The organism is Pontibacter rugosus (genome assembly GCF_042678745.1).
GTDB lineage: Bacteria > Bacteroidota > Bacteroidia > Cytophagales > Hymenobacteraceae > Pontibacter > Pontibacter rugosus.
Genome location: NZ_JBHTLD010000230.1, coordinates 1 through 7,441 on the forward strand (window position 1 = coordinate 1; position 7,441 = coordinate 7,441).

8 protein-coding genes are annotated in these 7,441 nt (G+C 43.5%); 3 read left to right on the forward strand and 5 right to left on the reverse strand.

Features of this window, described 5'->3' with window-relative positions; genetic code table 11:
• Positions 1 to 256: 256 nt before the first annotated feature.
• The 3 genes from ACFQ2O_RS18430 to hemG all read right to left on the reverse strand — a co-directional run bounded on the left by ACFQ2O_RS18430 (position 257) and on the right by hemG (position 3,590).
• Positions 257 to 1,201 (reverse strand): TerC family protein, encoded by a 945-nt coding sequence (locus ACFQ2O_RS18430; RefSeq protein ID WP_377531371.1) that lies wholly within the window; start codon positions 1,199 to 1,201, stop codon positions 257 to 259.
• Between the two features lie 290 nt (positions 1,202 to 1,491).
• Positions 1,492 to 2,226: a polyprenol monophosphomannose synthase gene (locus ACFQ2O_RS18435; RefSeq protein WP_377531374.1), complete on the reverse strand. Its 735-nt coding sequence runs from the start codon at positions 2,224 to 2,226 to the stop codon at positions 1,492 to 1,494.
• Between the two features lie 17 nt (positions 2,227 to 2,243).
• Entirely contained in the window at positions 2,244 to 3,590 is a 1,347-nt protein-coding gene (hemG, locus tag ACFQ2O_RS18440) for a protoporphyrinogen oxidase (RefSeq protein ID WP_377531376.1), read from the reverse strand.
• Positions 3,591 to 3,733: 143 nt separating this feature from the next.
• Between hemG and ACFQ2O_RS18445 the strand changes: the two genes are divergently transcribed.
• From ACFQ2O_RS18445 to ACFQ2O_RS18455, 3 genes are all read left to right on the forward strand, one after another.
• The gene (locus tag ACFQ2O_RS18445) at positions 3,734 to 4,252 is read left to right on the forward strand and encodes a D-glycero-alpha-D-manno-heptose-1,7-bisphosphate 7-phosphatase (RefSeq protein WP_377531378.1); all 519 of its coding nucleotides are present in this window, start codon (positions 3,734 to 3,736) and stop codon (positions 4,250 to 4,252) included.
• Positions 4,253 to 4,378: 126 nt separating this feature from the next.
• Positions 4,379 to 5,107 (forward strand): hypothetical protein, encoded by a 729-nt coding sequence (locus tag ACFQ2O_RS18450; protein WP_377531380.1) that lies wholly within the window; start codon positions 4,379 to 4,381, stop codon positions 5,105 to 5,107.
• 18 nt (positions 5,108 to 5,125) lie between these two features.
• Positions 5,126 to 5,431, forward strand: a complete 306-nt coding sequence (locus ACFQ2O_RS18455; protein ID WP_377531382.1) for a hypothetical protein — start codon at positions 5,126 to 5,128, stop codon at positions 5,429 to 5,431.
• Positions 5,432 to 5,686: 255 nt separating this feature from the next.
• On the opposite strand, the gene ACFQ2O_RS18460 is transcribed toward ACFQ2O_RS18455, so the two are convergent.
• On the reverse strand, positions 5,687 to 5,857 hold the full coding sequence (locus tag ACFQ2O_RS18460; protein WP_377531386.1) for a hypothetical protein: 171 nt from the start codon (positions 5,855 to 5,857) through the stop codon (positions 5,687 to 5,689).
• A 92-nt stretch (positions 5,858 to 5,949) separates the two neighbouring features.
• Complete coding sequence (locus ACFQ2O_RS18465) at positions 5,950 to 7,344, reverse strand: arginine decarboxylase (RefSeq protein ID WP_377531388.1); 1,395 nt, start codon at positions 7,342 to 7,344, stop codon at positions 5,950 to 5,952.
• Positions 7,345 to 7,441: the final 97 nt, after the last annotated feature.

Consider the following 7,441-nt stretch of genomic DNA (forward strand, 5'->3'; position numbering starts at 1 on the left):
ATTAGGTATCATAAATTAAAGAAGAATGTGCTCTCATACTTAGAGCATGTTTAAAATTCATGTTTTGCGCTGCAAACTACCTGTAAAGGAACCTGGCTTCACGCTTTTCTCGCCCCATAGCGCTGCTATGAAGCTCTAAAAACGCTTTGCCAGAACCCTTTCCATTCAGCTTTCGCTTGCAAAAACGAAATGTAAACAAGCTCTAAGGGATGAAGTTTGAGAGCGTATAGGTATTGTTTAAAAGAAAGCAGAGTTGCTACTCGCTGATTGGCGGCTCTGGAAGATCCTCCTCCTTCTTCGGAAACATAAGTGAGGCAATTACAGAGATAGCCAACACACCACCAACTCCTAGCAAAGCATAGCGCATATCAATATGGTAAATATCGCTCAGGAGCAGCTTGGCACCTATAAAGACAAGTATAACCGACAAGCCATAGTGCAGGTAATGGAACAATTGCATAATACCTGCCAAGGCAAAGTATAATGCTCTCAGACCCAGCAAAGCGAACACGTTAGAGGTGTACACAATAAATGGGTCTTTCGAAATGGCAAGTATGGCTGGAATAGAATCAGCGGCAAAAACCACATCTGTGCTCTCCACCATAATCAAAACCAGGAACAGCGGTGTCGCAAACCACTTGCCATCTATCTTCGTGAAAAATTTGCCTCCCACTGGTGCTTTTGTAATGCGCATGTGCCTGCTTACCCACTTGATCAAAGGGTTATTCTCAGGGTGCACCTCGTCATCTCCGTGAGAAAAAGCCATTTTGATGCCCGTGAAAACAAGGAAAGCTCCCAAGATATAGATGATGAAGTGGAATTTAGCGATCAAGGCCACGCCCACAAGTATAAAGAAAGCCCGCAGCACAAGTGCCCCAATAATACCCCAGAATAAGATCTTGTGCTGAAACTTAAGCGGCACTTTAAAGAAATTGAAAATCATGATGAACACAAACAGGTTGTCTACGCTCAGTGATTTTTCGATCAGGTAACCTGTCAGGAACTCCAGGGCGGGAGCAGGGCCTTGCCAGAAATAGATAAGTGCGTTAAAGCAGAGTGAAAGCACAATCCAGAACAAACTCCAGAGTAGCGCTTCTTTAATCTTTACCTCGTGCTCTTTCCGGTGGAACACAAAAAGGTCCAGTCCCAGCAGCAGTAGCACAAAAGCATTGAATATGATCCAGAATAATATATTATCCATAAAATTAGGGTGATTGGCTTATACTGATGTTTTGCAGCCTATGGTGCTATACCTTAGGCTGTAAAATTAGTTGGTAATAGCTTTGCTTGTATACCTCCCTAAGAAAATGGTTTGATTCCTCTGCGTCAGAAACGGAAACTGGTTCTTTGTTGTAGTCAGATTTGCTGGCAACTCTTTGCCTGATGAAGTTACGTAGGCAAGGAGCTGCTTTATGGCCGGCTGTGTAGCAACAGTTTTGTTCCCGCTGTTTACTCTAACTAAAAGTTAGATTGTGCAGGTGCCATAAGCTTTTAATAGCGGTCGAAATGGCGGAAGTAGCTGCTGATTTTCATTTTGAAAACACCCAGGATGGCTTCTTTAAAAATGCCTGACGACATTTTAGAGGTGCCTTTGGTGCGGTCGGTAAAGATAATAGGCACTTCTTTTATTTTAAAGCCATACTTGTAAGCCAGAAACTTCATCTCAATTTGGAAGGCATAGCCCACAAAACGGATTTTGTTTAGCTGTATTGTTTCCAGCACCTTGCGGCGGTAGCACTTAAAGCCTGCTGTGGTGTCATGTATGGGCATGCCTGTCACCAAACGGACATAGTAACTGGCGAAGTAAGACATCAGCACACGACTCATGGGCCAGTTCACCACGTTTACACCCTGCACGTAGCGGCTGCCTATGGCAACATCATACCCATCAGTAGCACAGGCAATATACAGGCGAATCAGGTCGTCCGGGTTATGGGAGAAGTCACAATCCATCTCAAAGATGTACTCATACTCGTTTCGGAGCGCATACTTAAAGCCATGGATGTAGGCAGTGCCGAGGCCCAGTTTTCCCTGGCGGGTTTCCAGATGCAGCCTGCCGGTAAATTCCGTCTGCAGTTGGCGCACAATGTCAGCCGTGCCATCCGGTGAACCATCATCAATAATCAAGAGTTCGAACGGGTGACTTAAGGACATCACCTTGCGAACCATTGCTTCTATATTCTCCCTTTCATTATAGGTTGGGATGATGACCAACGAGTCTTTCATACCTCAAATATAGGCAATCAGCTATTGAGGGCATGACGCAACCTTAAATTAATTTTATGCGCCAGCTCTTTGGCATGCCTGATACAGCTCGGCACGGATACGCCGCCAAGCCAGTTAGCTGCTACAAAAAGACCTTCTGCTTCCAGGCTTTTAGCCATGTTGTGGGCATCCTCTATGTATAAATCATATTGAGGGATAGACTGCTTCCAAAGGTGCACGTGCTGGAAATTAGGTTTTTCTGCTGTAATGCCATGTAGCTTTTTCAACTCCTGATGCACCTGGCCGGTAATTTCTGTAGGGGCGGCGAGTGCGCTTTGTTCAGCTTGGGCTCCGCCTACAAATGTTGTAAACAAAACCTCGTGTGGTCGGCAGCGCCCTTCAAACAGTGAACTGCTCCAGATAGAACCTGCGGCGAAGGCCTCTTCTATTATGGGGTGCAATACCCCGAAGCCATTGAGCTTGTTGCTTACATCGCGTCGGTTATACGCTGTGTGTACCACAGCCATAGGCGGGTAATGAATGTTATGGGTGGCGGCCGCCATGCCAGGAAAAGTATACTGAAGCAGTTCTACCGCTTTTGGTGCAGGCAAGGCAAGTACCAGCATATCATACTCTTCATTGTCAGCATCATTTACAGCAGCACAACTGATAATGTACTTGCCCTGGTTACGTGTTACCATTTCTACCGGGTTATCTTTATGCAGTGAGATAAGCTTCTGCGCAATAGCGTCCGGAAGTGTTTGCATCCCATCCACAAAAGAGATAACCTGCTGCCGTCCGGTTTGCTGTTTTTCTACCACCAACCCTTTAAGTACTGAACCATGTGCTTGCTCCATGCCTTTGAGCTTCGGGAAAGTTTTGCTGACTAGCAATTTGCTTGGATCACCGGCAAAAATACCTGTAACAACAGGATTTACAGCATAGTCTACCACATCCTGGCCAAAACGTCGCGCAAAAAACTCGGATACCGTTTCGTTGGCATAGTCGGCAGGTGGCACGTTTTTTTCCTGTAAGATACGGTACTTCGCTTTCCATGAAAAAAAGTTGTTGGAAAGCAGCGATAGCGGGGTAGAGGGCAGCTTTTGGTAGGTGCCTTCTCGTAACACATAGCGGTTGGTACTCACTCCGGTAGCGGGTAATACTTCTTTTTCCAATTTCAGGTCACGGATCAGCTCTTCCAGTTCAGAGGAGTATTGGACGGCATTTGGCCCTAATTCTAGCAAATAGTCACCGGCTTGTAAGGTGCGGATGTTTCCACCAACATGAGAGCCAGCCTCAAACAGATCATACGGAACCCCTAGCTTTTGTAAATGATAAGCCAACGCCAAGCCCGATATACCTGCTCCTACTATTGCTACTCTCATCTCTGGTTTCTGTTTGCTTCTCTTAACTAAGGATGTACGGCGTAAAAGTACAAGAATTGTAATAACTAATCTACAGCCTCTGCTTCCTTAGCTTGAACGCATAAATTTGTATTTTAGCGTTTCTATTGTGATGAACTATACTTATGCAAGTGCAAAAATGCGTTTTCCTGGACCGCGACGGTGTGCTAAACCGTGAGCGCGGAGACTATACTTATACGTTAGATGATTTTGAGGTGCTGCCCCGCGTACCCGAGGCACTCAAACTGCTGAAAGAGAACGGTTATTTATTAATAGTGGTTACAAACCAGGCAGGCATTGCGAAGGGGTTGTATCAAGCAGCAGATGTGCTTGCTTGCCACCAGAAGTTGCAGGATAGCTGTGCGAGCTTGATTGATGCCATCTATTTTGCACCGAATCACCCCTCATTTTCAGCCTCCTTATCTCGTAAACCAGACAGCCTGATGCTCGAAAGAGCCATAGCCAAGTATAACATAGACCCTGCAACATCTTGGATGATAGGGGACTCACTGCGGGACTTAGAAGCAGCTGATAAGGTTGGCGTGAAGGGAGTTTTAGTTGGAAATAAGTACGCGTCGGCTACACATAAGCTTCAAGTACAGGACCTGTGGGAGGCCGTGCAGTTTATACTTGCAGGTGTGTAAAAATCACACAGAATGAGAGGTTGATTAGAGTAAATATTTTAGCGATATTTAAACTGAACAGCATCAAGTTTATAGAGATGCAGCTTTAGTGATGGTAAGCGTATGTTGATGTTTAATTTCATCTTTATGAACATAAGATCACGCTTGGCGATGATTCTGGTGGTCCTGTTCTATGGGTGCAATAATACCAATGCTCCGCAAAATCTATCTCCATTAATTAATAGCATATCCTTCGAGGAAGTTGGTAATACTATAGCGTGTCGCAGAGGGATTAAAGATGCAGTAAAGGATTATCAGGCAGGGGAGCTGGGGCTATACTTTTATGGCTTGCCAAATCCAGAGTTCAACACTTGGGTACGGCTGATGATAGAAGAATATGGCTTAGAGCTCAAAGGTGGTGGTGACATTGTTGAACCAGAAGGGAAGTGCTACAATAAGGTGATGTATGAGCTGATAAAGCAAAAGTATGGAAAGAACGCTTTTGAGCGAATAGATACGAAGGTGGACAGCCTGTTTAAATTAGGTTTGGGAGACAGAGATGTAAAGTTCAAAGGTGGAGATGAAGGATTAATGAAATACATCTACTGCAACTTGTCAGACAGCTTATTGAAAGAAGATAGTGAGGCACCCCTGATTGTAGTCTCATTAGTGATAGATGAACAAGGTAAGATTGAGGAATCAGAAATCCTTTTCAAAAGAAACATTGAGCAGGATGAAGCCCTATATGATGAAGTGGTTGAACAATTGGTAGAGAAGATGCCTGATTGGACTCCTGCTTCTCATAATAAGGTAGCAATAAAGCAGCGATATACAATCCCAATAAAGTTTAGTAGGAAGTCAAAAAGAAACAACTGAGACTAACCCAGCAGAATTATGAAAGAAAGAATGAGTGCCAATGGAAAGTATTTTACAGCACCAAACCTGTACATACTTTGGGCAATCGTAACGGGTTTTTCTATTGTGGTTGTGCCGCTAATATTAGGACTCACTTCCTCAGGAGGGGAGCAGAAGCCATTAATTTGGATAGCATTTGCTCTTAAATATATAATTTTGGGTTTCATGCTGTTAAGTATTCTAACAACGCTAGTGTTTAAGGAATGGGTAAAGAAGTGCTGGCACATTAATTTGTTTGTATTTGGTCTAACAGCATGGGTTCTGTTTAGCTACTATTTTCAGTAACTCAGTAAAATTGATGACAGTATGGCTCTGCATAAGCCTGAAAATATAGTATGCGCATTATACACAACTCATTAGTATATGAATTGGCGAAAGTGGGAAATTTACACTTGGTTTGCTTCGAATTATAAGTTGAACTGAGCTAACGCAAAGAAGCACGAATGCATTAGCTTTAATATAGTTTGCCTGTACTAACACCTAATCAAACAAAAAAACCGGCTTAAAGCCGGTTTTATATGTATGTCAGCTTAGGAGAGCTTAGATGCTTACTTTGTTGTCAGCAGCTGTTTCTGCAGCGTTAGCTACCACAGTAGATTTCTCCTGTTTCGGAGTCTCTACTTTTGTGTAGTCGTAGGCCGGGCAGTAGGTTTTGCAAGAGGCCATGCCTAGCGCTAAGCACACAGCACCCATTAAAATTACTTTCTTCATGATCGTGTAAATTTTTGAAGGATTTAGCATCAAAAATAGCTGATTTACACCAACTTCAAAATGCATTTACTAAATCCTTTGAATGAATCAAATTATACTTCGTAACCTAATATTTTAAGCATAGCATCGCTGGATTGCTCCGGTGCAAACTGCCATGTTTTTAACTCACCGTTATCATCACGATCCACCAGAATGTGCTGTGGCGAAGGAATCAGGCAATGTTTGATGCCTCCGTATCCACTTAGCTGCTCCTGGTAGGCTCCTGTATGGAAAAAGCCAATATAAAGCGGCTCATCTTTCGGTATCTTAGGTAAAAACACCTGGAATGAGTGCATTTCGGAATTGTAATAATCCTGACTGTCGCAGGTCATACCTCCTAATTGTATCTTACGGTAATCCTTGTCCCAATGATTCACGGCGAGCAATGGCCAACGCTGATTTAGTGCCCAGGCATCCGGCAGGTTTGTAATAAAAGACCCGTCGATCATATACCACAGCTCTTTATCGTTCTGTAGTTTCTCGTCCAGAATTGAGTAAATGTTAGCAGCGCTTTCACCTACTGTAAAGATGCCAAACTCAGTAAAGATATTTGGTTCAGGCACGCCTTCATCGTTGCAGATGCGCTTGATGGTGCGCAGCACCTCCTCTACCATGTAGCGGTAGTCATAATCTGCCTGTATGGAGGTTTTGATAGGGAAGCCACCGCCTATATCAATGGTATCCAGCTCAGGGCAAACCTTCTTTACCTCAGCATACTTGCGCACAAAGCGGGTAAGCTCCGACCAGTAGTAGGAGGTATCTTTTATACCTGTGTTGATAAAGTAGTGCAGCATCTTCAGCTCAAACTTAGGATCTGATTTTATCTGCTGCTCATACAGGTCTATCACATCTCCGTAGCGAACACCCAGGCGCGAAGTATAAAACTCAAATTTAGGCTCCTCGTCTGATGCCAGGCGAATACCTACCTTAGTTTTTACGTTAATGTGCTCCTTGTAGTACTCAATCTCACCTAAGTGGTCAAGTATCGGCATGCAGTTCTTAAACCCATCGTTCACCAATTCAGAAATCCACTGGCGGTAACGCTCACGCTTAAAGCCGTTGCAGATAATGTAAGTGTCCTTGTTTATTTTCCCCTTTTTGTAAAGTGCCTTGATAATCTGCATATCGTAGCCCGAAGACGTTTCGATATGGATATCGTTTTTCAGGGCCTCTTCCAGCACAAAAGAGAAATGCGATGCCTTGGTGCAGTAGCAATAGGTGTAAGTGCCCTGGTAATCCAGCTTTTCCATGCTCTCTTTAAAGAACACTTTAGCCCGCTGAATTTGGGAGCTTATCTTCGGTAAATATGATAATTTTAGAGGAGTGCCATATTGCTTAATGAGGTCCATCAGCGGAATTCCGTTGAAAAGCAGCTCATTATTTTCTACTTGAAATTCATCCGTAGGGAAGTCAAAAGTCTGATGTATTAGATCGGTATATTTATCCATTTATGGTTCTTGTGATATAAGAAAACATGCAATATTGATGGTTATTTACCATCTTTGCAAAAACTTTGTTCAATTTTAGATGGAACGTGAATTGATT